This is a genomic window from Bradyrhizobium diazoefficiens, from assembly GCF_016612535.1.
Taxonomy (GTDB): domain Bacteria; phylum Pseudomonadota; class Alphaproteobacteria; order Rhizobiales; family Xanthobacteraceae; genus Bradyrhizobium; species Bradyrhizobium diazoefficiens_C.
This window is the reverse complement of the sequence record NZ_JAENXS010000007.1, coordinates 38262-62462: the sequence shown is the minus strand read 5'-3', so window position 1 is coordinate 62462 and position 24201 is coordinate 38262. Positions and strand designations below refer to the sequence as shown.

The following is a 24201-nucleotide window of genomic DNA, read 5'->3' as shown; positions in this document are numbered from 1 at the left end:
TCAGAATCCCTCACGGAGCAGCATCTGCAATTCGGCCTTGTGAAGCTTGCCAAGCCCTAGCGTCTGCAACGTCCGGCCGCCTTGCGAAAAATCCTCGCCACAGATTGCGCCGCCGATGGCCAGGAAAGCCTTGGCGAGCGGTGTGGCCACGCCCGCCAGTCCGGCGGCGGATACCAGCAACGACAACCCAAGCTGCAGATCCTCGCGCATGTAGCGGTGCTCGGTCAGCACGATCCGCTCGCGCCAGTCGCCGGACTCCGTCAAGCGGTCATGCGAGTCACGACCATACATCCAGATTTCGCCCCCCTTGGCGTAGTGATGGGCGAGCGGAAAATGCGGCGCGCCATATCCGAGCGCCTCGCGCACGGCGATCCGCTCGGCGTCGAGGGCGTCGGTTACCCGCCGGATCACGGCTTGCGTTCCTTCCTTGTGGATGTCCCACCGCTCGAAATGCTCGATGGGGCCCGCGTTCATCACGATCAGTGGAGGATGGATGATGCAGCCTGCGTTCATCAGCGCGCCGGACAGCGCGTCACCGCACGGCTCGATCACGCCCGGGAAGGCGCGTCCAATCACTTCAAGCGCATGCGGCGCCTGATCGAGAGGAAAGACGCCGACGGGCAGCCGCTTGGCGCGGATGGTGATCGCGACCTCGAACGGTCCGTGCTTGCGGGTGAGCCAGGGCAACGTCCCGGTTTCGGCAAAGCTCGCCTTGGCGCGGTTGCCGGCGTCTCGGGCCGCTTGGGCGAAGATCACCGAGCCAAATGTTGCGGGCGGCAGAAACACGACTTGCCCGTCGCGAAGGTGCGGAGCAAGCAACCGCGCGATGTCCCGTTGTGCGAAGGCCGGGGCCGGGCACAGGATCAGCTCGGCACCGCTGACGGCTTCGGCGATATCGGTGGTCACGAGCGCCAGCTTCACGTCGTGGCGGCCGTTGTGGTCCTTCACGAGGATGCGTGAGCCGGTGGCACGATGTGCTTCGACCTGCTCGGCGTCACGGCGCCAAAGCCGGACCTCGTGCCCCGACAGCGAGAAGTCGCCCGCGGCCGCGAAAGAGCCGTTTCCCCCGCCCAGAACTGCAACCTTCAAGACGCTTCTCCTTGCGCGCGCGACTGCGTATCAAGCTGTTTCAGCAGGAAATGCTGGACCTTGCCAAGCGCTGTGCGTGGCAGATCGGTGACGAAGACGATGTCGCGCGGAACCTTGTAGCGGGCGAGCTGGGCCTGAACGTGTACTCTGAGCGCGTCCGCTTCGGGCCGGCGGCCGGATCGCGGGATGACATAAGCGATGGGCACTTCGTCCCAGCGTGGGTCCGGTCTGCCGATCACAGCGCATTCGCTGACGTCCGGATGTTCGAGCAGCACCCGTTCGACCTCGGCCGGATAGACGTTCTCGCCGCCGGAAATGATCATGTTCTTCTTGCGGTCGCGGACCGAGAAGTAGCCGTCCGGGTCGCACAGGCCGATATCGCCGGTGCGATACCAGCCGTCGTGCAGCGCATCGCGTGTGGCGTCCGCATTCCCCCAATATTCGAAGAAGACGTTGGGGCCGCGAACGGCGATCTCACCCGGCGTGCCCGGCGGCACCTCATTGCCGGCCTGGTCGATCACTTTCGCCTCGCAGCACAAGCCGGCAAGTCCGGTCGATCCCGTGCGCGACAGGTCGCCGCCGAGGCGGGTATAGACTGCGATGGGGCAGGTTTCCGTCGAGCCGTAAACTTGCAGCACCGGCACGCCGCGCGCGACAAAGCGATCAATCAGATGCGGCGGCACGATGGTCGAGCCGGTGGCGACGGCCTTCAGCGACGAGAGATCCGTCGCGGCCCAGGCAGGATGATCGCTCACTGCCTGGATGATTGCCGGCACCATCACCGTCAGGGTCGGTCTTTCCCGTTCGATGGCCCCAAGCGCCGTGTCCGGCGTGAAGCGGGCGTGGATCGTGACGGTCGCGCCAAGCTGGAGCGCCGCCGTCGTCTGGATGTTGAGGCCGCCGACATGGAAGAAGGGCAACACCGTCAGCACGTGATCGTCCGACGTCATGTTGTGCATGTGCTGGCTCATAGCGCCGTTCCAGAACAGCGCCTCCTGGCGCAGCACCGCGCCCTTCGGCCGTCCAGTCGTCCCTGACGTGTACACGATGAGCAGCGGGCTGGAGAGATCAGTGTGCGGGTTGCGGCCATTACCATCGCTGCGCGTCAGCAGGCTTTCGAATGTCGTGCCGCGCGGTGGCAAAAAATCGAGGCCGACGACAGCAGTTCCGGGTGCGAGCTCGGGGAGAACGCCCTCAAACGCTTGCTCGAGCGCCAGCACCTTGGCGCCGGCATCAGTGAGGATGAAGAGTTGCTCGGCGACCGCCAACCGCCAGTTCAGTGGCACCAGCATCGCGCCAAGCCGCGCACATGCGTAGAGCAGGACCAGATAGTCCGGCCGATTCAGGCTCAGGATCGCAACGCGATCACCGCGCCCGACACTGAACTCCTGCTTTAGGGCTGTTGCGGTCCGTTCGATGCGGTCGGCAAACGCCGCATAGCTTAGCCGCTCGCCTTCGAAGGCGATGGCCGTCTTATCTGGCGCGAACGCCGCGTTGCGCTCGATCAGACTGCAGAGGTCCACCGTCAGTCGTCCGTTTCGCCGGCCTCGTACAGCGCCTCGCGACCGATCCGGTCGAGGCAGAGCTCGGCCGTCCAGGGCAGCATCAGCGAGCCGCAGCGGCTATCGCGATAGATACGTTCCAGTGGCAGCGACCGGAGCATGGCTTGGCCACCGCAGGTGCGGATCGCAAGCGCGGCGAGCTCATTGACGCCTTCCATCACCGAATATTGCGCGGCATAGGCGCGCAGCACCTGCTCCTTGCTTGGATTGGCGCAGGCTTCTGTGACGGCCTGGAACCAGATCGTCTTGATCTGCTCGAGCTTGATCTGCATTTGCGCGACTGCAATCTGCTTGGTCGGGTACATCCGGCGCTTGACCGGCGGCATGCCCGGGACCTCGCCACGCAGATAACATACCGTGAAATCGTAAGAGGCTTGCGCGAGGCCCATATAGGTCGGCGACAGCGTCAGGAACATGTGTGGCCAGCGCATCGCCGCCTGGAAATAGACGCCGCGCGGCATCAATGCGGAATCTTCCGGCACGAACACGTCCTTGAACAGCAGCGTTCGCGAGACCGTGCCGCGCATGCCGAGCGGATCCCAGTCGCCGACGACAGAAACGCCTTGCGACTTCGCAGGAATAGCGAGGTAAAGCGTATTGCGGCGCGAGGCCTTCTCACCCTCCTCGATCTCGGTGCAGAGCACGCCATAGTAGTCTGCGTGTCCGGAGAGCGATGCAAAGATCTTCTTGCCGTTGACGATCCAGCCACCGTCCACCGGCTTTGCTTCCGTACCGAAGGCGACCCCGCCCGCGGCGGCCGCACCGCCCTCGGAGAAGGGCTGCGAATAGATCGCGCCGTCCTCGACGATTCGCTTGTAGTGAACTGCGCGCCGGCGCTCGTGCTCGGCGCGGGTCTCCGCATCCATGTCGAGATCGTCGGCGAGCGGACCCGACCACAGGGTCGAGCAGACATGCATATTCCAGGTCAGCGCTGTCGCGCCGCAATAGCGGCCGATCTCGGCCGCTGCAAGGGCATAAGTCTGATAGTTCGCGCCGAGCCCTCCATGCTTTTTGGGGACCGCAATGCCGAGCAGGCCGACGCGATGCAGGTCGCGATAATTCTCGCTCGGGAAGATTGCCTCGCGATCGTAGCTCGCGGCGCGACCGGCGAATACGCTCTGGCCGATCTCCCGCGCCCGCGCGATTATCCTTGCTTGCTCGTCGCTCAGGCGGAATGCAACGGGATCGAAGATCGGAGCATCCAGCGCGACCTTGTCGCTGATGCCGATAGTCTTGCTGACTTGCATGGTCATTGCGCAGTCACCCTACGTTCTGGTCGCGACGGAATTCAGGAATGGGCCGAGAGCCGCGTCAAAGGCATCAGGGCGCTCGAGGTTCGCGAGATGGCCGACCCCGGCGAGCTCGATATACTCGGAAGAAGGAATGTAGGTCGCCGTCTTGGCCATCATCGGCGCGGGCGCGTTGTTGTCCTTCGAGCCGGACAGCAGCAGCGTCGGCACGGAAATGTCCTTGAGCGTGCTGCGCTGATCGAATCCGATCAAGGCCAGCATCATGGCGCGATAGCTCGCCTCGGGAACGCTTGCCATGCACTCGCGCGCAAGTTCCATCCCCTCGGGATCGGGGTCGTCGCCGACGAGCTCCTTCACCAGCGACGGCGCCAGCGCCCTCATCGTCTCGCCGCGATCGAGCGGCCCCAATCGCGCCGCTATGAACGATGCCTGCCAGTCGCCATCGGCCTTGCCGAAGGCCGGGCTGGTTTGCGCGAGAACGACGGCGCGCGCTGATTTCGGAGATTGCGCGAGCCGCTTCTGGACGATCATGCCGCCGATCGAATGGCCGACCAGAACGGGGCGTGTTGCGCCGAGCTGTTCGACGAATTGCTGGAGAGCATCCGCCAGGGCAGTGATGCTGACGCTGGCGAGCGGCGCAGAGCCGCCGTAACCCGGCATGTCCCATGCGATGGCGCGGAAGCGATCGCCAAAGTTGGCGAGCTGCTGCCGCCAGGCCCGCGCCGCGCCGCCAATGCCATGCAGGAAAATCAAAGGTATTGCGTTCGGATCGCCCGCAGCTTCGTAGGCGAAGCGTCCGTCCTTTGTTATCATTGGCGCAGGCTGCGGCACGCGACATCCTTCTGCTTGGCCCGGCGATGCTAACAGGCCTGCGGACGATGGGAAGAGATAATTTTATACTTAAAGCAATTTTCAGGCCGGTTGCTCCCCGCGTCGGTACCCGGTGCAAAAGCAGGCTTCGTTGCAAAAGCTTGAAGGTTAAAATATATCCACGCGTAGGCCAGCAGCCATGTCAGGGAGCCAGTGCATGTCCGGATTGCCGCATTCGCCGCACGCGTTGGTAACAGGTGGCAGTCGCGGCATCGGCCGCGCGATTGCGGCGGCGCTTGTCGAGACCGGCGCGACGGTGACCGTGCTCGGCAGAAATGCGGCAACGCTCGAGCAGGCGGTGAACGCAGGAGCTGCGCACTTTGCAGTCGTCGCCGACGTTTCCGACGAAGCTGCCCTAAAGGCGGCCGTTGCGGAGGCGCATGCGCGAAAGCCGGTCGATATCCTGATTGCCAATGCCGGAAGCGCCGAGTCGGCGCCGTTTGCGAAGTCGGACAGCGCCCTCTTCGCGCGCATGATGGATGTCAATTTCATGGGCGTGGTCCATGCCGTCCGCGCTGTGTTGCCCGGGATGAAGGATCGCCCCTACGGCCGCATCGTTGCGGTTGCGTCGACGGCCGGGCTCAAGGGCTATGCTTACGTGAGCGCGTACACGGCGGCAAAGCACGCCGTGGTCGGTCTTGTGCGTTCGCTTGCGCTGGAAATGGCCGGCAGCAACGTAACTGTGAACGCGGTTTGCCCTGGCTTCACCGACACCGATCTGGTTGCCGGCAGCATCGAAAACATCATGAAGAAGACCGGCCGGAATCGCGAGCAGGCGATCGCCGAGCTCGCAAAGCACAATCCGCAGGGGCGCCTGATCACACCTCAGGAAGTGTCCAATGCCGTGCTTTGGTTGTGCGGCGAGGACGCCGGTGCGATCACAGGGCAGGCGATTGTGGTCGCCGGTGGCGAAGTCTAGCGTGCGTGGCGCAGGCGCGGAACAAGGAAGCTAAGGAGATCGCATGAGCAGACCAGCCAATCCCGTCACCGTGCCGCTCGCGGACTATTCGCCGCAACATTTCCTGCTGACGGTGGTCGACGGTGTGGCGACTGTGACGCTCAACCGCCCTGAGCGGAAGAATCCGCTGACGTTTGAGAGCTACAGGGAACTTACCGATTTCTTTCGCGCCTGCGCGTTCGACGAGGCGGTCAAGTCCATCGTCGTCACCGGTGCCGGCGGCAATTTCTCGTCCGGCGGCGACGTATTCGAGATCATCGGCCCGCTCGTGAAGATGGACACCAAGGGGCTGACCGCGTTCACGCGGATGACCGGTGACCTCGTCAAGGCGATGCGGGCGTGTCCGCAACCGATCGTGGCCGCGGTCGAGGGCATCTGTGCCGGCGCCGGCGCAATCATTGCCATGGCATCTGACATGCGGCTGGCCGCAAGCGGCGCCAAGGTGGCGTTCCTGTTCAACAAGGTCGGCCTTGCCGGCTGCGACATGGGTGCCTGCGCGATCCTGCCGCGAATCATTGGCCAGTCCCGTGCCTCAGAGCTTCTGTACACGGGCCGGTTCATGACTGCCGAAGAGGGCGAACGCTGGGGCTTTTTCAGTCGCATCGTCACGCCGGAGCAGGTGCTGCCGCAGGCGCAAGTGCTGGCCAAGCAGATCGCTGAAGGACCGACCTTCGGCAACACCATGACCAAGCGGATGCTGGCCATGGAATGGGCGATGTCGATAGAAGAGGCGATCGAGGCGGAGGCCATTGCTCAAGCGCTGTGCATGACGACGGCTGATTTCGAGCGCGCCTTCGAGGCGTTTGCCAACAAGGTCAAGCCGGTCTTTAGGGGCGACTGAGCGACCTTTCTTGCGGGAAGGTCCGCAACGGGGACTTGCGCGAAATTATTTTAGGCTTAAAATAGTTTCATGGCCGGGTGAATTGGCGAGGCTCCCATGAAGGTCGCGATCATCGGTGGTGGACCTGCGGGTCTCTACGCAGCGATCCTGCTCAAGAAGCAGCGGCCGAGCGCCGACATCACTGTATATGAGCGGAACCGCTCCGACGACACGTTCGGCTTCGGCGTGGTGTTCTCTGATGCGACGCTGGACAATTTCGAGAAGCACGATCTTCCGAGCTACCGCCGCATCACCCAGGAATTCGCGTATTGGGACGACATCGCCGTGCACTTTCGCGGCACGATCCATCGGGTCGGCGGCAACGGCTTTTGCGGCTGTTCGCGTCAGAAGCTGCTTCTAATCTTGCAGGAGCGGGCGCGCGAGCTTGGGGTTACGCTGCGGTTCGAAGCGGATATCGACGACGAATCCCGCTTCGCTGACGCCGATCTCGTCCTGATCGCTGATGGTGTCAACAGCCGTTTCCGTGAGAAATATGTCGATCACTTTCAGCCGGAGGTCGATGTCCGCACCAACAAGTTCGCGTGGATGGGGTCGACCAGACCGCTCGATGCCTTCACTTTCATCTTCCAGGAGACGGAGTGGGGGCCGTTCATCGCCCATGCCTACCAATACGAAGCCGGGCACTCGACTTGGATCTTCGAGACCGATCCGCAGACGTTCGAGCGGGCGAGCCTGACGGGGCTGAACGAAACCCAGTCCGCCGCGCGGATGGCCGAGATTTTCGGCTGGTTCCTCGACGGCCACAAGCTGCTGACCAACCGCTCGATGTGGCGCAATTTTCCGATGATCCGCAGCAAGCGCTGGGTCAGAGGCAACATGGTACTGCTGGGCGACGCCAAGGCGAGCGCGCATTTCTCGATCGGCTCGGGCACCAAGCTCGCGATGGAAGACGCGATCGCGTTGGCCGAGGCCATGCAGAAGGCGCCCGACTTCAAGGCTGCGCTGGAGATCTACGAGCACGGCCGTCGCGAGGAGGTCGAAAAGACGCAGCACGCCGCCGACGTCTCGCTGGTCTGGTTCGAGCACGTCGACCGCTTCTGGGATTTCGACCCCGTCCAGTTCGCCTTCGGCGTGATGACGCGCTCGAAGGCGATCACCTATGATAATCTAAAATTGCGCGCGCCGGATTTCGTCGCGGAGGTCGAGAAGTCGTTTGCGAAACAGGTTCGCGACGGCGGCTTCGACGTCGATGTCAAAACGCCGGTAGTGCCGCTGTTCCAGCCTTTCCGGCTGCGCCAGATGGAGATCGCCAACCGCGCTGTGGTGTCGCCGATGTGCATGTATTCGGCGAAGGAAGGCGTGCCGACCGATTTCCATCTGGTGCACTACGGATCTCGCGCCATCGGCGGCGCCGGCTTGATCTTCACCGAGATGACCTGTGTCAGCCGTGACGCCCGAATCACGCCGGGTTGCACGGGTCTCTGGAACGACGAGCAGGAGGCCGTCTGGCGGCGCATCGTCGCTTTCATCCACGGTAACTCGGCCGCAAAAATCTGCCTGCAACTGGGACACGCCGGCCGCAAGGGCGCGACCAAGCTGATGTGGGACGGTATCGACCGGCCGCTCGATGAGGGCGGCTGGGAAGTGTTCTCGGCATCGCCGCTGCCCTATTTCCCCGACAGCCAGGTGCCGCGCGAGCTCGATCGCGCCGGCATGAACACAGTGAGGGACTCTTTCGTCGCTGCGGCCGAGCGCGGCGAGCGCTGCGGCTTCGATATGCTCGAGCTGCACTGCGCTCACGGCTATCTGCTCGCGAGCTTCATCTCGCCGCTGACGAACACCCGCACGGACGAATATGGCGGCTCGCTCGAAAACCGGCTGCGCTTCCCGATCGAGGTCTTCGAGGCGCTGCGCGCGGTATGGCCATCGCACAAGCCGATGTCGGTCCGCATTTCTGCGACCGACTGGGCTGATGGCGGCATCACTGGTGACGATGCGGTGGCGATTGCGCGCGCCTTCGCCGAAGCCGGTGTCGATCTCGTCGACGTTTCGACCGGGCAGACCGTGCGCGATGCGCAGCCTATCTACGCGCGCATGTTCCAGACGCCGTTCTCCGATCAAGTCCGCAACGAGGCGCGTGTTGCCACCATGTGCGTCGGCAACATCACGACCGCGGACCAGGCTAACACCATCCTGGCCGCCGGCCGGGCTGACCTCGTCGCGCTCGGGCGGCCGCATCTGGTCGACCCGTTCTTCACCATGAAGGCGGCGGCCTGGTATGGGGCAAACGACGCGTTCTGTCCGCCGCAGTACCTGCCCGGAAAAGACCAGATTTTCCGCAACAGCGTGCGGGACAGACAGGATCTGGAGGAGCTCCGAATTAAGGCTAAGCCCAAGATCCGGGCCGAGCTCAAGGCGGAGGCGACAAAGCCGCTTGCGGCGGAGTGACCGCCCGTGCGAATTTGACCCATTGCCTGGCGTGTCTTGAGTGGAGTTGAGGGCGATGAAGGCGATTATCGTCGGAGGCGGTATCGGTGGTCTCAGCACGGCGTTGATGCTGCGGGCCCGCGGCATTGCGTGCGAGATTTTCGAACAGGCCGACACCATCCGCGAGCTCGGCGTCGGCATCAACACGCTTCCGCACGCCATGCGTGAGCTTGCCAGCCTTGGCTTGCTGCAAAAACTCGACGACGTCGCGATCCGAACCGACCAGCTCTACTACCTCAATCGTCACGGCCAGGAGGTCTGGCGCGAAGCCCGTGGCGTCGACGCCGGTCACGACGTGCCGCAATTCTCAATCCACCGTGGCCGGCTTCAGGGCGTCATCCATCGCGCTGTCGAGGAGCGGCTTGGGCTAGAAGCAATCCACACCGGCTGCCGGCTTGGCGCCTTCACGCAGGACGAGAGCGGTGTCACCGCCTATTTCTTCGATCGCACTGGCGCACACATCCACACCGCGCGCGGCGATATCCTGATCGGCGCGGACGGCATCCATTCACGTGTCCGCGACACACTGTTCCCGAACGAAGGACCGCCGTGCTGGAACGGCCTGATGCTGTGGCGCGGCGCGCGCGACTGGCCGGTGTTCCTCACTGGCAAATCGATGATCGTGGCCGGTGGCCTCAATGCCAAGGTGGTGATCTATCCGATCGCGGAGGGATCGAGCCCTGCAAGCCGTCTCACCAATTGGGCGGTGCTGGTGAAAGTGGGCGAGGGCAATGCGCCGCCGCCGCGTAAGGAAGATTGGTCGCGGCCGGGCCGGCGCGAGGAGCTGATGCCCCACGTGGCGCGCTTCTCCGTGCCCTACATCGACGTCAAGAGCCTGATCTCGGCAACGCCGGAGTTTTATGAGTACCCGACCTGCGACCGCGATCCATTGCCCTATTGGTCGTCTGGGCGCGTCACGCTGCTGGGCGATGCCGCGCATCCCATGTATCCGGTCGGCTCGAACGGCGCCTCGCAAGCGATCCTCGATGCGCGCTGTCTCGCCGACGCATTGGTGCGTGCCGAGCATCCGCGTCAGGCGCTGATGGAATACGAGAAAAAGCGCCTGCCGATGACCGCGGACATCGTCCGCTCCAATCGCCGGGGAGGCCCCGAGGGGGTCATCGATGCCGTCGAGCAGCTTGCGCCCGACGGCTTCGACAATGTCGACAACGTCTTGAGCTATTCCCAACGTGAGGCCATCGTGCGCGGCTATGCCACCAAAGCCGGCTTCGCCGCAGTGCCGGGACTTGCAGCGGTGCGCGCTTGATCTGAGCCGCTAGCCGGCGCCCGGAGGCGGCGGCAGGAAGTGGATGTTGAACTCGGCGGCCATCGCCACCACATCCTCTGGTTTCTGTTCCTTCATGTTGTGAAGGCCCCAGAACAGATCGAACAGCTTGCGGGTCGGTGAAACCCAGAACAGCACCTTTGCGGTCTGGTCCGACTTGTTGAAGATGCCGTGCGGCACGCCCATGCCGAGCCGGATAAGGTCTCCCGGCGTTGCCTGCGCCTCGGAGTTACCGAGCATGAAGTCGAGCTTACCCTCCAGCATGTAGAGATACTCATCCTGGTCGGGATGGATGTGCGGCGGCACGAACGTGCCCGGTGGCAATGTCGCGTGCCAGGAGAAGCTGTTCTCGGTATTGCTCTTCGGCACATAGGTCTGGCCGAGGATGTTCCAGGAAATGCCCTGGATTCCCTCGTTGGCCCGTGTGATGCCGGTGATTTCGCTCTTCATTGTAGTCCTCCCTTAACGCGACGCGCGGCTTTAGTTCGCCGCCTTGCAGTCCTTGGCATAGCGGTCGCCGTAATTCTCAAAAACCTTCTGGACGATCTCGGTCTGGAACTTTCCGTCCGAACGCTTGGCGACTTTCGTAAGGTAGAAATCCTGAATCGGATAGCCGTTGGTGTTGAATTTGAATGCGCCACGCAGCGAGGTGAAGTCGGCCTTCTTCAGCGCGGCCCCAACGGCGTCCTTGTTCGAGAGATCACCTTTCACGCCTTTGACCGCGCTGCCGATCAGCATCGCTGCGTCGTACCCCTGCATGGCATACGTCCCGGGCACGCTATTATAGGCGGCCTCATAGGCGGCGACGAACTTCTTGTTCTGGGGGTTGTCGAGATTGGGCGCCCAGTTCGCGCCGCCGAACATGCCGACGGCGGCATCCTGCTGCGCCGGTAGCGTCGATTCATCCACCGTGAAGGCGGAGAGCACCGGAATGCTGTCGGCGAGCCCGGCTTGCTTGTACTGCTTGACGAGATTGACGCCGAGACCGCCCGGCATGAACGTGAACAGCGCATCGGGCTTCTGCGACGAGATCTTGGACAGCTCCGGCTGGAAGTCCAGCGTGTTCAGCGGCATGTAGGATTCTTCGACAATCTCGCCCTTGTAGTCGAGCCTGAAGCCGGCCACCGAATCCTTGCCGGCCTGATAGTTCGGCACCATCAGATACATCCGCTTGTAACCGCGGTCCTGCGCGACCTTGCCGAGGATCTCGTGGACCTGATCGTTCTGGTACGACGTCACATAGAAGAACGGGTTGCAGTCCTTGCCGGCGAAGGTCGACGGGCCGGCGTTGGGGCTTATCAGGAAGGTCTTCGATTCCGTGACCGGCCGATGAATGGCCTGCAGGACGTTGGAGAAGATCGGGCCGACCACGAAGTCCACCTTGTCGCGCTCAAGAAGGCCCTTGACCTTGGTAACCGCTGCGTCCGGTTTGAGCTCGTCATCGACCACGACAAGCTCGACATCGCGGCCCCCCATCTTGCCGCCGAGATCCTTCACCGCGAGCGCGAAGCCGTCGCGGACCTGTTGACCCAGCGCAGCAGCAGGTCCCGACAGGGTCACGATCATGCCCAGCTTGATCTTGTCCTCGGCGAGGGTGGGGCTCAGCGAGATGCCGAGCAGCAAGGCGGCTGCGGCCAAGGTCAATTGCGTCTTCATGATCCGTCCCCCGTGACTATCGGCTTGCGTCGCAAGCCGCGTACTCCGATCGAAGCTTATTCCGATGATGGCTGCCGCGGCAAGGAAGGGCCGAAGGCGTTGTGCCCTCGTGCAGACGAATGCATGCAAGCGGCGCGCCAATTGCTTGAAACTTAAAGAAAACAGCGTGCGGCGATTGTTGCAGCTTTAGGCTTGCGGCCGGTGCCGATTTATTTGAAGCTCAAAACGTTGGGGAATCCGTGGCCTCCGCTCCTGCCAACTGTCAGTGACTGCATCAAGATGCTCGATTCCGAGACCAAAGCCGTCGAAACGCCGGAGGACCATGCCGAAGAGCTTCGGTTGTGGCTGCGCCTTCTGACCTGCACGACCCTGATCGAGGGCGAGGTTCGCGGCCGGCTGCGGCAGCGTTTCGATGTCACGCTTCCCCGTTTCGATCTGATGGCGCAGCTCGACAAGGCGCCTGATGGCATGACGCTGTCGGACGTCTCCAAGCGCATGATGGTGTCCAACGGCAACGTCACCGGCCTCGTCGAGCGCCTGGTGGAATCCGGCCATCTCGACCGCCGCACTTCGGAGACGGACCGCCGTGTCCAGGTGATCCGCCTCACGAAACTCGGGCGTGCCGAGTTTCGCAGGATGGCCTCGGAACACGAGACCTGGATCGCCGATCTCTTCGCCGATTTGACGCCGAAGGACGTGCGCGAGTTGATGCGGCTCCTGGCCAAGACCAAGGCGTCGGCGCAGAAATCGGCCGCGCGACGCAAGCCTTAAGTCCACGGGCCGACCAGCCACCAGACCCATTTTGCTGCAGGAAAGTGCATGGATGCCCAAAATCCGCTATTGCGCCGAATTGCTTTAAGCCTAAAATGTTTTCCAGATAGTGCTGCCGGGTGCTTTCCATGCGCAAAGGAGCGTGCGATGGCCAACGCCGCCAAGGTTCAACTCTCGGGCTCGCATGACGGCAATGCCGCGACGGCCCATGTCGATACGTTTGCGCGGGCGCATCTGCCGCCGCCCGAGCTCTGGCCGGAGTTCATCTTCACACGGCCGGAGCTGAATTATCCGTCGCGTCTGAACTGCGTCAGCTACTTCCTCGATCGCTGGGTTGAACAGGGCCACGGTGACGCGTCTTGCGTCATCAGTCCTGCCGTCAGCTATACTTATCGTGAGCTGCAAGCACTGGTGAACCGCATCGCCAATGTGCTGGTCGGCAAGCTTGGTCTCGTCACCGGGGGGCGCGTGCTGTTGCGCTCTGCCAACAGCCCGATGATGGTTGCGACCTATCTCGCGGTGATCAAGGCCGGCGGCATTTGCGTGGCGACGATGCCTCTGTTGCGCGCCAAGGAGCTTTCCTATCCGATCCAGAAGGCGGAGATCACGCTCGCGCTCTGCGATGGAAAGCTCTCCGAGGAGATGGAGAAGGCGAAGACTGCGGCGCCCGGCCTCAAACACGTGGTTTATTGGGGCAATGGCGGGGGCGAATCGCTCGAGGCGCTGATTGCGGATGCGAATCCGGAGTTCACGGCGGTCGATACGGCTTCCGATGACGTCTGCTTGATCGCCTTCACCTCGGGTACCACCGGCGATCCGAAGGGCACCATGCACTTCCACCGGGACATGCTGGCAGTGTGCGACGGCTACGCGCGCAACATCTTGCGGGCCGGGCCGAAAGATCGCTTCGTCGGCTCGGCGCCGCTTGCCTTCACGTTCGGCTTCGGTGGCGTATTGTTTCCGATGCATATCGGCGCGTCGTTCGTTGTTCTCGAGAAGACGACGACCGACGACATCTTGACGGCAATCGAACGATACAAGACCACGGTCTGCTTCACTGCGCCGACCGCTTATCGTGCCATGATCGGCAAGCTTCCGGGCCGCGACATTTCTTCGCTGCGGAAATGCGTCTCAGCGGGCGAGACGCTGCCCAAGCCGACATTTGATGCCTGGCTGAAGGCCACCGGCATAAAGCTGATGGACGGTATTGGCTCGACCGAGATGCTGCACATCTTCATCAGCGCGACCGAGGACGAAATCCGTCCGGGCGCGACCGGCAAGCCCGTGCCCGGCTATGAGGCCAAGATCGTCGACGATGACGGCAATGATTTGCCGCCGGGCACGATGGGGAAGCTCGCGGTGCGGGGGCCGACCGGCTGTCGTTATCTCGCTGACGAGCGGCAGCGGAAATACGTCCAGAACGGCTGGAACATCACCGGTGACACCTATCTCATGGATACCGACGGTTACTTCTGGTATCAGTCGCGCTCCGACGACATGATCGTGTCGGCCGGCTACAACATCGCTGGCACGGACGTCGAAGCGGCGTTGCTGACTCATGCGGCGGTTGCCGAATGCGGCGTCGTCGGTGCGCCGGACGAGGCGCGCGGGATGATCGTGAAGGCCTACGTCATTGCCGCGCCCGGCGTGAGGCCCGATGCTCAGCTCGCGGCCGAGTTGCAGGAGCATGTCAAACGCGAGATCGCTCCGTACAAATATCCGCGTGCGATCGAGTTCGTGACGCAGCTGCCGAAGACCGAGACCGGCAAATTGAAGCGCTTTGCCTTGCGACTACTGGCGCAGGCGGCTGCAACGTCTTCCGGCGCTGCCACAGAATGAGATGAGGATCGAAAATTGTCCGGAACGACGCCGAAAGGCCCACAGCTTGCGGTGCTGCCCACTGCAGCCGAGGATCACACCGGCCCGAGGGCGCAGGTGCTCCAGCCGTCCGGCTGGCCGATGCCGAAAGGCTATGCCAATGGCATGGCCGCCGAGGGGCGCATCGTCGTCACTGGTGGTGTGATTGGCTGGGATGCCGAGGAACGTCTCGCGGATGGCTTCGTCGCGCAGGTGCGCCAGACCCTGAGCAACATCGCCGATATCCTTGCCGAGGCCGGTGCGCGGCCCGAGCACCTCGTTCGCCTGACTTGGTACGTCGTCGACATGGACGAGTACCTCGCAAACCTGAGGGAACTCGGCAAGATCTATCGCACGATCTTCGGCGCGCACTATCCCGCGATGGCGCTGATTCAGGTCGTCCGTCTCGTCGAGAAGGCGGCCCGCGTCGAGATCGAAGCCACCGCCGTCATTCCCCGCTGATCGCGCTGCCGGTCATCCAGCCTCTTCAACTTGCCTTGGCGAGGTCGTCGTCTTCGGGTGAATTCAGATAGACGCCTGACATCGTGTCGACCCAGCAGAGATGGTCGTGCACTTTCTTGACACCATCGACATTCTCCGCGGCAACGACCGCTGCCTGCCGCGCACGCTCCTCGGTAATGACGCCGCTCAAGTGAACGACGCCGTCACGCACAATGACGTTCAGCCCGAACGGGCACCACTCGTGCTTCTCCATGGCATCAATAATGTGGCCGCGGATGTGATCGTCGTCGGCGGTCGGATCCGGAACCTCGCGGGCGAGGCCCGCGACGGTCTGCAGAAGGTTGGCGCGCGACACGATGCCGACGACCTTGTCGCCGCGAACCACCGGTAGCCGCTTCACGTTGTTCCGTTCCATGAGATCGACGATCTCTGCAAGCGCAGTATCTTCGGTAATGGTGACAGGCGATGCGGTCATGACTTCCGATACCTTGCGGCCGTGTTCGTGGACAAAATCGCTGGCCGTCTTGCCCGAGCCGAGAATGAACCGCAGCCAGCGGCCGCGCTTGCGCCCGGTGCCGATTTCGCTACGGCGGATGAAGTCGCCCTCCGAGACCACGCCGACCAGCTTGCCGCTGTCGTCGACCACGGTGAGGCCGCTGACGTGACGCTTCAGCATGATGTTCGCCGCATCGACGATGCTGGTATCGGGCGTGACCGAGATGACCGACCGGGTCATGATCTGGTGGGCGCGCATGGAATGCTCCGCTTGATTATCAAACTGCGATAGACAAAATCTAGATCAGGCCCCGCGGTGGGACTTGACGCAGGTCAAGCCGACGGGCCAGTCCTTCCTGGTTAAGCGATTGTGATCAATCTCTGGAATTGATGCAGCTCAACGCTCTTCCGAGCGGGCGGCCATATCCTGCCGCTCACAGACCGAAGCGCGCAGGAATTGCTGGCCATGAGCGTTGTGAAAATCCTTCCTCGGACCGAAGAGCCGGTGTTGCCGGCGCCTTCCGTTGCCCCCCTTGCGGGCGTCGCTCCATCTGCGACGACTGCCCCGACCTCAGCCACCAAATCCGCATCAGAACCCTACCTTTTCGACCGCACGTTCCATGCGATGTTGGCGCGGTTCACGGGCGGGATTTCGCCGTCGGCCTTGCTGCTCGCCTGGCTCGATTGGAGCTCCCATCTTGCCGCGGCGCCGCAGCGACGGATGGACCTCGCTGGCAACGTCCTTCGTGACACCAGCCGTTTTTTGAAAGCCGTCGCGCACGCGACGTCACCGGGGCAAACGCCCTGGTCCGTGATCCGACCGGAGGGACAAGACCGCCGTTTCAAGCAGCCGCAATGGGAGGCTCCGCCCTTTAATCTGCTTGCGCAAGCGTTCCTGCTCGGAGAGCGCTGGTGGCACGACGCCGCGACCGGCGTTCGCGGCGTCTCGCGGGCGAACGAAGCCATCGTCGAATTCTCGGTGCGCCAGATGCTCGATATGCTGGCGCCGTCGAATTTCGTAATGACCAACCCGGAGGTGCTGGAGAAGACGTTTCAGAGTGGAGGAGAGAATTTTGTCTTCGGTTGGCAGAACTGGTGCGGCGACCTGATGCGGATGCTCTCGGCTGCCAAACCCGTCGGCAACGAGCAGTTTGTCGTCGGCAAAACGGTTGCGGCCTCTCCTGGCAAGGTCGTCTACCGCAACGAGCTGATCGAACTGATCCAGTACTATCCGACGACCGCGAAAGTGCAGGCCGAGCCGATCCTGATCGTGCCGGCCTGGATCATGAAATACTATATTCTCGATCTGTCGCCGCAAAATTCGCTGGTCAAATATCTCACCGATCAGGGCTTTACCGTGTTTGCGGTCTCATGGCGCAACGCGGATGCCAGGGATCGGGATGTTGCGTTCGACGACTATCGCAGGCTCGGCGTAATGGCCGCGCTGGATGCGATCGGCCGAATCCTGCCCGGGCAGAAGATCCATGCGCTCGGCTATTGTCTGGGCGGCACCTTGCTGTCGATCGCTGCCGCCGCGATGGCGCGCGACGGCGACGAGCGTCTCGGCACCGTCACTCTCCTTGCCGCGCAGACCGACTTCACCGAGGCCGGCGAGCTGACGCTCTTTATCAACGAAAGCCAGGTTGCCTTCCTCGAAGACATGATGTGGCAACGAGGCTACCTCGACACGGCACAGATGTCCGGCGCGTTCGCGCTGCTGCGTTCGAACGATCTGATCTGGTCGCATTTGTCGCACGATTATTTGATGGGCGAGGCGGCACCGCTCAGCGATCTGATGGCCTGGAACGCCGATGCGACGCGACTGCCCTATCGCATGCATTCGGAATATCTGCGCAAATTGTTCCTTGACAATGATCTCGCCGAAGGACGTTACCGTGTCGAGGGCCAAAGCATTTCGCTTTCCGACATTCATGTGCCGATGTTCGTGGTCGGCACGCTCGGCGATCACGTCGCGCCGTGGCGGTCCGTGCACAAACTCCACTATCAGGTCGATGCCGACCTGACCTTCCTGTTGACCAGCGGTGGCCACAATGCCGGTGTCGTCGCGCCGCCCGACGAGCCTGGACACAACTATCAGGTGATGACCAAGGCCGCTGACGGGCCCTATGTCGGTCCGGATGAATGGCTGAAGCTGGCGCCCCATGTCGAGGGATCGTGGTGGCCGGAATGGACCCGCTGGCTCATCGCGAGGTCCGGCGAGCCCTGTGATCCGCCGCCGATCGGGTATGGAGACATCGATAGCCTGCCGGATGCACCCGGCGACTACATCCACATTTAGTCCTCCGGCTCCGAATCCGGCGTCAGGTCGGAAGAGCGGAAGGGCTTGGCCTTGTCCAGTTTGCGATATGCCGTCGAAGCGGTTCGCAACAGCTTCTTTTCCCGCTTGCGGTCGAGAAAGCGAATACTAGCCGCGGGTATGGCCTCGTTCAGTGATGCGGCCAGCGTCTGACCGCGCGCATCGTCGTTCAACCGCCCGAGGGACTTTTGCGCCTTGCGCAATTGCTTGAGGATCGACTTCTGCTTCGTCAGCGACTTTTCGGCGAACAAATCCTCCAGCGACTCGATCGAATAGGTCAGTCGTTTGTTGAGAATCCGCAGCTTGTGCCGTTTCTCGACGTCGAGCTTGCGCAACTTTCGGGCTTTCCTGAGTAGCGTCCTTTCCCATTCGATCAGCTGCGCTGTCGCGTGATCGGCAAGCGGGCCGCGGCGTAGTCTGATGGCCTCCTTGCTGCGCCGGGTTGACCACGGGCCGCTCTCGATCCAGCTCGATATCTGTTCGACCAGGCGGCGATATCGCGCGGATTGCAGCGCGCGAGCCAGCAGGCGATGGCTCTCGGCGCGCTTTTCGTCCCAGTGCTGCAGCTCGGCGATCACGGCGAGCTCGTCGCCGGTCTCGGCCACGATGCGTTCAATCGCCACGTCGAGATCGCGCACCATGCCAAGCTGGCTATTCAGCCACCTCAACTCGGCCCAGACTTTGGGGCGCAGCGCATCGTCGACCATGGGCGAAAAGAAGCGAATGGCGGTGCGCAGATGGGTCAGCGCGATTCGGATCTGGTGCAGCGCGCCCGGATCGCCACGGCAGGTGCCCTCGTGCTGGGCGAGGACGGCGGCGAGGTGACGGCGGGCGATGATTCGAAAGGCCGTGTCGCAGGCCATGCCGGGGCTGAGGCGGCCCGGCAGCGTAGCGCGGCCTGGGGCCGGCCTGACGCGAGCGGTCGCCGTCGAACTCTTGGTGGGTCGCGCCATCCTGGTCCGCGCCAATCAGATTGCCTTACTGCTCTCGGCGATCGCGTCCAGGCAGCTCTGGAGCGTCTGCGCTTGTGTCCCGGATGCGTCGATGGTCGCCCAACCGATATGCCCGATATTATAGTGCTCTTGCAACGCAGCAACCTCTTGCGTGGCGTCGGATGCGTCGCCTCGGCGGCTACCGATTCGGGCCTGCCGGGTCTCCAGATCCGCGACCAGGAAGAGGCCGGTGAGAGGCACGTTGCAATCCCGGGCTAGCGTGGCGAAGGCATCTCGCTCGAAATCGCGCGCGAATACGCCATCGACGATCGCCGAATGGCCCTGGGCGAGCACACGGCGGGCGCATTGGGCCAACGTCTCGTAGACCCGTTCCGCAAGCTCGGGCGTGTATGCGGATGGCGGCAACCGCTCCGTGTCGACGAGCCCGAACATCTGCTTGCGAATGACGTCGCTGCGCAAGACCACGGCGCCCGGCTGCGGCGCCACAGTCGGCGCGAGCGCGCGCGCCAAAACCGTCTTGCCGGTACCCGACAGTCCGCCCACCCCGATCAGACGCGGGGAGGGAGGGTGGATCAGCGCCCGGGTAAGGTCAAAATAGCAGCGTGCTTCGTCGAGGATGCCGGCATCGTCGGAATGGGGCGGCTTCAGCCGTGCCAGCGCCACCTGGGCGCGGATCGCCGCCCGTACGGACATGAACAGCGGCAGCACGCCGAGCGCGTCGAGATTTTCGGCCCACGTCGCAGCAAGATAGCGATTCAGGACGATGTTTGCGGCAAGCGACTGATCGTGGCGCAACAGATCCATCAGTGTGAATGCGAGGTCGTAGAGCACGTCGACAGTCGCCATCTTCGCGTCGAATTCGATGGCGTCGAACAGGACGGGCTGCCGCTCGATCAGCACGATATTCGCCAAATGCAGGTCGCCGTGGCAACGGCGCACGAATCCCCGGCGACCGCGCTCCTCCAGCAGGGGGCGGGCGCGCAGGAATGCCTCGTGGGAAGCTTGCGTCAGCTGTTCGATCTCCGCGCCCTGAAGATGATTGCCGTTCCGCAGCCCATTGCTGTTGCCGTCGATCAGGGCAGGGATCGAGGAAACCCATGCCCTGCCATCGGCAGGCGTCGCTGCCGCGTGCGACGCCACGATCGCGTCGGCGATGGCTGACGCAAGGTCAACGTCGAACTGTAGCGCCTTCGCCAGATGATCCAGCGTCCGGCCTTCGTCGAAACGCGACATGTCGACTGCGTATTCGATCGGATGGCCGCGGCCGTCGACCTTCACTGATCCGTCTGGCTCTTCTGTGATGGCCACGACGCGATGATAGATTTGTGGTGCGTGCGGCCGGTTGATCCGCACCTCCTCCTCGCAGGCGGCCTTGCGTTTCTCGAGCGTCGAATAGTCGAGGAATGGAAACTTGACCGCCCGCTTGATCTTCAGCGCGCGCGTCCCGTCAAGGAAGACCGAAGCTGCGTGCGTGTCGATCCGCTTCACGCCGGCATGCGCCGTCAATGCCGCGAAGATCCGTTCCTGGGTCGCAGAATTGTCTGTCATCTCTGCCGGTATCCATGCAGATGGGGCGCCAGGCGGCCCTGCCGCGAACCAGGGTAACCCTTAGCGCGGGATCACGACCAGTCCTTGACTTCCGTCAAGGCTTGTCGTCGGCTGGCGGTGCGGAGTTTTCCCGGCTTGAGGAGGATCAAGCGTCCGGACCAAAGACGGCCTATTTTGGCCGGCAAGGAGAATCCCGATGCCCATCAAGGACGTCTTTCTGCCGCTCATTGGCCAGCCGCGTGCCCCCACGCTGGCCGCGATTGAGAAGTGCGTGGCCGTTGCGGCCGACCTCGGTGCTAGGGTGACTGGGCTTGCGCTCGAGGAAGATGTCTTCGTGCGGCCGAAGGTGGTATTCCCTGATGACCCGGAGGCCGCCGAACTCAGCCTCGTGCGCGAGGCGGGCGACACGCAGCAGCTCCTGAACGCATTCACCAATGCGACTTCGCGTATCGGCATTCGCGCTCAAAGCCGATCAGGCAGGGTGCCGGCGGACCAGATTGCATCAACTTTGGCTGAGCACGCGCGCTTCAGCGATCTTACGCTGATCCCCGTGAAGCCGCACGATAGTCGAACCGAAAATATCGTTGAAACCTTCCTGTTCCAATCCGGCCGGCCGCTGCTGCTCTGTCCGGAGCAGCATGTGGAGGCGCTGCGGCCGGAGTTCGAGAATGTCGTGATTGCCTGGGACAACTCGGCGCGTGCCGCGCGTGCAGTCGGCGATGCATTGCCGATCCTGCAGGCCGCCGCCGTGGTGCGCGTGATCACGGTGGCGGACGACAAGGGCGACTCCACCACGCAATCCGGCACAAGTCTCGTCGATCATCTTAGGGAACACGGGGTCTATGCGTCCTTCGAAACCGTGAAGGGCGGTGGCAGCTCGATCGGCAAGGTGCTGGGGAGCTGGGCGCAATCCCACAGCATCGACGCCATCGTCATGGGCGCCTACCACCATTCGCGTCTGAACGAGACCGTTTGGGGCGGCGTGACCAAGACGGTCATCGGCCAGCCACCGTGCTGGGTAATGATGTCGCACTAGGGGCGTTCTCTACGCGCCAAAGCCAGGTGTCCAGCCATCGGACCCGTCGCCCGAACGGACGAATGCAGTCATGTCGACCTACCGCCTGAAAAACCTGTTGTCGCCCCGGTCGGTCGCGCTGGTCGGCGCAAGCTCCCGGCCGGTCTCCGTCGGACGCGCGGTGCTGGAGAACATTCGCAAGGCGGAATTCAAGGGGCTGTTCGGTTTGGTGAACCCACGCCATGCCGAAATCGGCGGCGTCGCGGCAGTAAGTAGCCTGGAGCAACTGCCATTCGTGCCCGAACTCGTCGTCATCACCGCGCCGGCGCACGCGGTGCCTGACATCATCGACCGGGCCGGCCGTCGCGGCTCGGCCGGCGCCTTGATCGTTTCGGCGGGGCTTGGTCATGGACCGGGCTCGCTGCAGGAAGCCGCCACCGCTGCTGCCCGCAAACATGGCATGCGGCTGATAGGCCCCAACTGCCTCGGCATCATGATGCCCGGCGCAAGCCTCAACGCAAGTTTCGCAGCGCACATGCCCGCGGCGGGAAACCTCGCGCTGATCTCGCAGTCGGGTGCGATCGCGGCGGGTATGGTGGACTGGGCCGCCCAGCGCGGCGTCGGCTTTTCCGGCATCGTCACTATCGGCGATCAGATCGACGTCGACATCGCGGACCTGCTCGACCATTTCGCGATGGACCACAAGACCCGCGCGATCCTGCTCTATATCGAGGCCATCAAGGACGCGCGGAAATTCATGTCGGCGGCGCGCGCTGCAGCACGCGTGAAGCCCGTCGTCGTGGTGAAGTCCGGTCGCATGGCGCAAGGTGCGAAGGCTGCCGCCACGCACACGGGCGCGCTCGCTGGCGCGGACGCCGTCTATGATGCGGCCTTCCGCCGCGCCGGCGTTCTCCGAGTATCCGATCTGCGCGAGCTGTTCGATTGTGCCGAGACGCTTGGCCGGATCGGATCGCCGGCGGGAAAGCGCCTCGCCATTCTGACCAATGGTGGCGGTATCGGCGTTCTGGCGGTCGATCGGCTGGCGGACCTTGGCGGAGTTCCCGCACCCATGACACCAGACACGCGTCAGAAGCTCGACGCGGTGCTGCCGCCGACCTGGTCCGGCGCAAATCCTATCGATATCGTCGGCGACGCCGATGCGTCGCGCTATGCCGCGGCGCTGGAAGTGCTGCTCGACGACTCCGAGAATGATGCGGTCCTCGTGCTCAACGTCCAGACCGCGATCGCTTCGGCCACCGCGATCGCGACGACCGTGACGGAGCTTGTCGGCAAGTACCGCCAGAAGCACCGCAGTTGGGCCAAGCCTGTGCTTGCGGCCTGGATCGGAGCCGATCAGGGAATCATTGCGACGCTGTCCGACGCCGGCATTCCGAACTATCCGACTGAAGATGACGCGGTGCGTGGCTTCATGCATCTGGTCCGGCATCGCGAAGTGGTCGACGAACTCAGCCAGGTTCCGCCGGCGATGCCGGACACCTTCGTACCGGATGTTGCGGCTGCGAGACAGATCGTCGCGGCGGCTATCGCCGATGGCCGAAAATGGCTCGAACCCGTCGAGATCAAGCATCTGCTTGGCTGCTATGACATCGCAATCGTGCCAACCTACGCGGCGGCAGATATCGAGCAGGCCGTCGCCTACGCGGACGAGATATTCGCGCAAGGCGCCACAGTCGTGCTCAAGATCATGTCGCGCGACATCGTGCACAAATCCGATGTCGGCGGTGTCGTGCTCAATCTGACCACGCCGGTTGCGGTACGCACGGCGGCCGCTGATATTCTCGCGCGGGCGAAGAAGTTGTGGCCCGAAGCCCGCATCTCCGGCCTCATCGTCCAGGCAATGGTCGTCAAGCCGAAGGCGCGCGAACTGATCCTGGGCTTGGCCGACGATCCGACTTTCGGCACCGTTGTCGTGTTCGGCCGTGGCGGGACGGCGGTAGAGATCATCAACGACAAGGCCTTGGGGCTGCCGCCGCTCGATTTGCAGCTCGCCCGCGACCTGATCGAGCGCACACGTGTGTCGCGATTGTTGCCCGCGTACCGGGATGTGCCGGCCGTCAAGCAGGACGCTGTCGCCATGGTTCTCGTCAAGCTGGCGCAAATGGCGACTGACATCCCCGAAGTCCGCGAACTTGATATTAATCCGCTGCTGGCGGACGAAACCGGCGTGACGGCCGTCGATGCCCGCGTCGCGGTGGGACTGCTGCAGAGGAAATTTGCAGGCTCCGGCCCCGCCAATTTCGCCGTCCGAGCCTATCCGTCGCAATGGGAGCGCCGCCTCGCGCTCAAGGACGGCTGGCGCATCTCCGTGCGGCCCCTCCGTCCCGAGGACGAGCCGACCATTCACGAGTTCCTGCGTCACGTCACGGCCCACGATCTTCGCCTGCGCTTCTTCGCGCCGATGAAGGAATTTACCCACGAGTTCATCGCGCGCCTGACTCAGCTCGATTATGCGCGCGCGATGGCGTTCATTGCGTTCGATGACAAGAACGAGATGGTCGGAGTGGTGCGCCTTCACTCGGACTCGATCTACGAGAGCGGTGAGTACGCGATCCTGCTGCGGTCCGACCTCAAGGGCAGGGGGCTCGGCTGGGCCTTGATGCAGTTGATCATCGACTATGCAAAATCGGAAGGTCTGAAGACCATCTCGGGCGACGTGCTCAAGGAGAACGTCGTGATGCTCGATATGTGCCGGCAACTTGGTTTCGAGATCAAGCCGGATTCGACCGAGCCGGACATCTGTGAAGTCCGGCTGAAGCTCTGACGC

19 protein-coding genes are annotated in these 24201 nt (G+C 63.2%); 10 read left to right on the top strand and 9 right to left on the bottom strand.

The annotated features are described in order from the left end of the window. From JJE66_RS36950 to JJE66_RS36935, 4 genes are read right to left on the bottom strand one after another with little or no spacing between them, the layout of a single operon-like run. Positions 1-1089, bottom strand: a complete 1089-nt coding sequence (locus JJE66_RS36950; protein WP_200520713.1) for an NAD/NADP-dependent octopine/nopaline dehydrogenase family protein — start codon at positions 1087-1089, stop codon at positions 1-3. Further along, a complete protein-coding gene (locus JJE66_RS36945; RefSeq protein ID WP_200520712.1) occupies positions 1086-2612 on the bottom strand; it encodes an AMP-binding protein in 1527 nt (508 codons plus the stop codon). The genes JJE66_RS36950 and JJE66_RS36945 overlap by 4 nt, the downstream gene beginning before the upstream one ends. 2 nt (positions 2613-2614) lie before the next feature. Continuing rightward, the gene (locus tag JJE66_RS36940; RefSeq protein WP_200520711.1) at positions 2615-3904 is read right to left on the bottom strand and encodes an acyl-CoA dehydrogenase family protein; all 1290 of its coding nucleotides are present in this window, start codon (positions 3902-3904) and stop codon (positions 2615-2617) included. Positions 3905-3916: 12 nt separating this feature from the next. Further along, complete coding sequence (locus JJE66_RS36935; RefSeq protein WP_200520710.1) at positions 3917-4732, bottom strand: alpha/beta fold hydrolase; 816 nt, start codon at positions 4730-4732, stop codon at positions 3917-3919. Positions 4733-4928: 196 nt separating this feature from the next. Here JJE66_RS36935 and JJE66_RS36930 point away from each other — a divergent pair, with 196 nt between their 5' ends. From JJE66_RS36930 to JJE66_RS36915, 4 genes are all read left to right on the top strand, one after another. Continuing rightward, on the top strand, positions 4929-5690 hold the full coding sequence (locus JJE66_RS36930; protein WP_200520709.1) for an SDR family NAD(P)-dependent oxidoreductase: 762 nt from the start codon (positions 4929-4931) through the stop codon (positions 5688-5690). A gap of 43 nt (positions 5691-5733) precedes the next feature. Continuing rightward, positions 5734-6570, top strand: coding sequence for an enoyl-CoA hydratase family protein (locus JJE66_RS36925; protein WP_200520708.1), 837 nt, complete (start codon positions 5734-5736; stop codon positions 6568-6570). A gap of 96 nt (positions 6571-6666) precedes the next feature. Further along, positions 6667-9018, top strand: a complete 2352-nt coding sequence (locus tag JJE66_RS36920) for a bifunctional salicylyl-CoA 5-hydroxylase/oxidoreductase (protein WP_200520707.1) — start codon at positions 6667-6669, stop codon at positions 9016-9018. 55 nt (positions 9019-9073) lie between these two features. Then, entirely contained in the window at positions 9074-10324 is a 1251-nt protein-coding gene (locus JJE66_RS36915; protein WP_200520706.1) for a flavin-dependent oxidoreductase, read from the top strand. Between the two features lie 9 nt (positions 10325-10333). On the opposite strand, the gene JJE66_RS36910 is transcribed toward JJE66_RS36915, so the two are convergent. Further along, positions 10334-10792, bottom strand: coding sequence for a cupin domain-containing protein (locus tag JJE66_RS36910; RefSeq protein WP_200520705.1), 459 nt, complete (start codon positions 10790-10792; stop codon positions 10334-10336). Between the two features lie 30 nt (positions 10793-10822). Next, positions 10823-11998 carry an ABC transporter substrate-binding protein gene (locus tag JJE66_RS36905; RefSeq protein ID WP_200520704.1) on the bottom strand — a complete coding sequence of 392 codons (1176 nt, stop codon included), beginning with the start codon at positions 11996-11998 and terminating at the stop codon, positions 10823-10825. 279 nt (positions 11999-12277) lie between these two features. Between JJE66_RS36905 and JJE66_RS36900 the strand changes: the two genes are divergently transcribed. The 3 genes from JJE66_RS36900 (at position 12278) to JJE66_RS36890 (ending at position 15088) form a co-directional block, all read left to right on the top strand. Continuing rightward, complete coding sequence (locus JJE66_RS36900) at positions 12278-12769, top strand: MarR family winged helix-turn-helix transcriptional regulator (RefSeq protein ID WP_200520703.1); 492 nt, start codon at positions 12278-12280, stop codon at positions 12767-12769. 147 nt (positions 12770-12916) lie between these two features. Further along, on the top strand, positions 12917-14608 hold the full coding sequence (locus JJE66_RS36895; RefSeq protein WP_200520702.1) for a benzoate-CoA ligase family protein: 1692 nt from the start codon (positions 12917-12919) through the stop codon (positions 14606-14608). A 15-nt stretch (positions 14609-14623) separates the two neighbouring features. Further along, positions 14624-15088 carry a RidA family protein gene (locus JJE66_RS36890; RefSeq protein ID WP_200520701.1) on the top strand — a complete coding sequence of 155 codons (465 nt, stop codon included), beginning with the start codon at positions 14624-14626 and terminating at the stop codon, positions 15086-15088. A gap of 25 nt (positions 15089-15113) precedes the next feature. Here JJE66_RS36890 and JJE66_RS36885 read toward each other — a convergent pair whose 3' ends face one another. After that, positions 15114-15842 (bottom strand): CBS domain-containing protein, encoded by a 729-nt coding sequence (locus JJE66_RS36885; RefSeq protein ID WP_200520700.1) that lies wholly within the window; start codon positions 15840-15842, stop codon positions 15114-15116. A 207-nt stretch (positions 15843-16049) separates the two neighbouring features. Here JJE66_RS36885 and JJE66_RS36880 point away from each other — a divergent pair, with 207 nt between their 5' ends. Then, a complete protein-coding gene (locus JJE66_RS36880) occupies positions 16050-17882 on the top strand; it encodes an alpha/beta hydrolase (protein WP_200520699.1) in 1833 nt (610 codons plus the stop codon). On the opposite strand, the gene JJE66_RS36875 is transcribed toward JJE66_RS36880, so the two are convergent. Together JJE66_RS36875 and JJE66_RS36870 are read right to left on the bottom strand one after the other, a co-directional pair. Further along, positions 17879-18853 carry a CHAD domain-containing protein gene (locus JJE66_RS36875; protein ID WP_200520698.1) on the bottom strand — a complete coding sequence of 325 codons (975 nt, stop codon included), beginning with the start codon at positions 18851-18853 and terminating at the stop codon, positions 17879-17881. The two genes, JJE66_RS36880 and JJE66_RS36875, sit on opposite strands and share 4 nt — an antisense overlap. A gap of 15 nt (positions 18854-18868) precedes the next feature. Further along, a complete protein-coding gene (locus JJE66_RS36870; protein WP_200520697.1) occupies positions 18869-20401 on the bottom strand; it encodes a bifunctional aminoglycoside phosphotransferase/ATP-binding protein in 1533 nt (510 codons plus the stop codon). A gap of 196 nt (positions 20402-20597) precedes the next feature. Here JJE66_RS36870 and JJE66_RS36865 point away from each other — a divergent pair, with 196 nt between their 5' ends. Next, positions 20598-21437, top strand: coding sequence for a universal stress protein (locus tag JJE66_RS36865; protein WP_200520696.1), 840 nt, complete (start codon positions 20598-20600; stop codon positions 21435-21437). Between the two features lie 70 nt (positions 21438-21507). Beyond that, the gene (locus tag JJE66_RS36860; RefSeq protein WP_200520695.1) at positions 21508-24198 is read left to right on the top strand and encodes a bifunctional acetate--CoA ligase family protein/GNAT family N-acetyltransferase; all 2691 of its coding nucleotides are present in this window, start codon (positions 21508-21510) and stop codon (positions 24196-24198) included. Positions 24199-24201: the final 3 nt, after the last annotated feature.

Bases quoted from the DNA above. Each gene is read 5' to 3' on its own strand.
- JJE66_RS36905 (WP_200520704.1), bottom strand. From the start codon at position 11,998: ATGAAGACGCAATTGACCTTGGCCGCAGCCGCCTTGCTGCTCGGCATC.
- JJE66_RS36930 (WP_200520709.1), top strand. From the start codon at position 4,929: ATGTCCGGATTGCCGCATTCGCCGCACGCGTTGGTAACAGGTGGCAGT.
- JJE66_RS36900 (WP_200520703.1), top strand. From the start codon at position 12,278: ATGCTCGATTCCGAGACCAAAGCCGTCGAAACGCCGGAGGACCATGCC.
- JJE66_RS36895 (WP_200520702.1), top strand. From the start codon at position 12,917: ATGGCCAACGCCGCCAAGGTTCAACTCTCGGGCTCGCATGACGGCAAT.
- JJE66_RS36910 (WP_200520705.1), bottom strand. From the start codon at position 10,792: ATGAAGAGCGAAATCACCGGCATCACACGGGCCAACGAGGGAATCCAG.
- JJE66_RS36860 (WP_200520695.1), top strand. From the start codon at position 21,508: ATGTCGACCTACCGCCTGAAAAACCTGTTGTCGCCCCGGTCGGTCGCG.
- JJE66_RS36870 (WP_200520697.1), bottom strand. From the start codon at position 20,401: ATGACAGACAATTCTGCGACCCAGGAACGGATCTTCGCGGCATTGACG.
- JJE66_RS36880 (WP_200520699.1), top strand. From the start codon at position 16,050: ATGAGCGTTGTGAAAATCCTTCCTCGGACCGAAGAGCCGGTGTTGCCG.
- JJE66_RS36915 (WP_200520706.1), top strand. From the start codon at position 9,074: ATGAAGGCGATTATCGTCGGAGGCGGTATCGGTGGTCTCAGCACGGCG.
- JJE66_RS36925 (WP_200520708.1), top strand. From the start codon at position 5,734: ATGAGCAGACCAGCCAATCCCGTCACCGTGCCGCTCGCGGACTATTCG.
- JJE66_RS36875 (WP_200520698.1), bottom strand. From the start codon at position 18,853: ATGGCGCGACCCACCAAGAGTTCGACGGCGACCGCTCGCGTCAGGCCG.
- JJE66_RS36865 (WP_200520696.1), top strand. From the start codon at position 20,598: ATGCCCATCAAGGACGTCTTTCTGCCGCTCATTGGCCAGCCGCGTGCC.
- JJE66_RS36885 (WP_200520700.1), bottom strand. From the start codon at position 15,842: ATGCGCGCCCACCAGATCATGACCCGGTCGGTCATCTCGGTCACGCCC.
- JJE66_RS36940 (WP_200520711.1), bottom strand. From the start codon at position 3,904: ATGACCATGCAAGTCAGCAAGACTATCGGCATCAGCGACAAGGTCGCG.
- JJE66_RS36920 (WP_200520707.1), top strand. From the start codon at position 6,667: ATGAAGGTCGCGATCATCGGTGGTGGACCTGCGGGTCTCTACGCAGCG.